3 protein-coding genes are annotated in these 1,335 nt (G+C 56.0%); 2 read left to right on the top strand and 1 reads right to left on the bottom strand.

The window, feature by feature from the left end:
• Positions 1-331: DUF169 domain-containing protein (locus tag BTM36_RS00030; protein WP_217349513.1), on the bottom strand; the 331-nt coding region annotated here is incomplete at its 3' end.
• A 20-nt stretch (positions 332-351) separates the two neighbouring features.
• On the opposite strand from BTM36_RS00030, the gene BTM36_RS00025 reads away from it, so the two are divergent.
• Together BTM36_RS00025 and BTM36_RS27485 are read left to right on the top strand one after the other, a co-directional pair.
• On the top strand, positions 352-537 hold the full coding sequence (locus BTM36_RS00025) for a hypothetical protein (RefSeq protein WP_254426879.1): 186 nt from the start codon (positions 352-354) through the stop codon (positions 535-537).
• A gap of 307 nt (positions 538-844) precedes the next feature.
• Positions 845-1,335 (top strand): FCD domain-containing protein (locus tag BTM36_RS27485; protein WP_139347002.1); only part of this gene is annotated, 491 nt, incomplete at its 3' end.

The following is a 1,335-nucleotide window of genomic DNA, read 5'->3' as shown; positions in this document are numbered from 1 at the left end:
CCGGTTCAAATGCTGCTCTCCCCAGAGGAGCCATTAATACAGTTCCGGCTTCCTCTTTTGAAAATTTAGGAACTGCCGCTTCGGTTAAGGCGCCAAGGTCACAGGTTTTTGTATACATGCCATCTGTTAAGCTGCCTTTTGAGTAATAGTCGAGTTCCTCTTCAAATCCAAAAGCGATTTTGGCAATTGGGCATGATAAGTCTTCTTTGCCCATGGCAATGGACCAGCCATATCTTCTAGACATTGTCACACCCTGACAGATGCTGAATGTTTTGCCAAAGTCTCTTGCCGGACGTTTTACCCTGACAGGCAATTCCTCCTCTTTTTTCAAAACTCCCGGCACCGGGCATCGTGACCCAGGAATTCACCGCCCCCGGCCCCCTGATCGCCCTGCGCGTACATCCCCCGACCCCCAATTCCGGCCAGGTCTATACCGATGTGCAGAATGCCATCGCCGAGGTCTGCCTGAAGGAAGGCTGGCCGGCCCCGGCTCCCTCCCAGGTGGCCGTGCCGCTGGCGCACCCCCCGCAACCCTGAGGCTAACGCCCCACACCGCCGGTCCGTGGCGCCCGCCGGACCGGCTTTTGCCGCCCCACGGAGGGGCGGGCAAGGTACAATCGCGGGTTGGAACGCATTTCCGCCCAGTAACCGTGCACCAGAGCGACCCGCCCGGGGCGCGCGCAGTGAGGCATGGCCCAGCTCTGCCTGTACCGCACGGAGTTCGCCGGCCGTCTGCAGCCCGGCCGAGGCAAAGGACTGCAGCTACTCGTGGGGGTGCACGTCCGCCGCCCTTACCACCCCCGTGCCACGCGCTTTCAGACGCAATTGCGTCACCCGCGGCGACATGCGGGCGCCCCTCTCGTTGAGCAAGGATGCGTGCCAGTCGGTGCCGCCCACGGCGCGCACCGGGCCGGCGCGCAGCGACGGCCAGTCGCTCAGGGCCTGCGTGGCGGCGTTTCCCGCCGGTATCGTGCGCTTCTTGCCACCCTTGCCGGTGTCGGTGACGTTGGCAATTATGGAAGGATATGCTACGGCACTCTCCCGCGAATCGTTTACGGAAAAAAGAATTGCTACATTAAAAGAATTGAATCAAAAAATGAAGGAGACATTAACTAATTTCGATTTTGGGGAATTTGGTAAACTAAATCGGGAGTTTCATGTGTTAACCTATGATCAATGTCCAAATAAATATTTGATGGAAACAATTCAAAAAACATGGATTCGAATGGATTCCATAAGATTATCTGGATCAACATTTGATCCAAAACGAGCCAATAATTCGATTCATGAGCATGACCATATTATCAAGCTGTTAAGTGAGGGCGCTGCTTTTCA

Origin of the sequence: Herbaspirillum sp. VT-16-41 (assembly GCF_001994935.1) — a bacterium.
Taxonomy (GTDB): domain Bacteria; phylum Pseudomonadota; class Gammaproteobacteria; order Burkholderiales; family Burkholderiaceae_D; genus Herbaspirillum; species Herbaspirillum frisingense.
The sequence above is the reverse complement of the archived record's forward strand: the minus strand, read 5'-3'. Positions and strand labels throughout refer to the sequence as shown.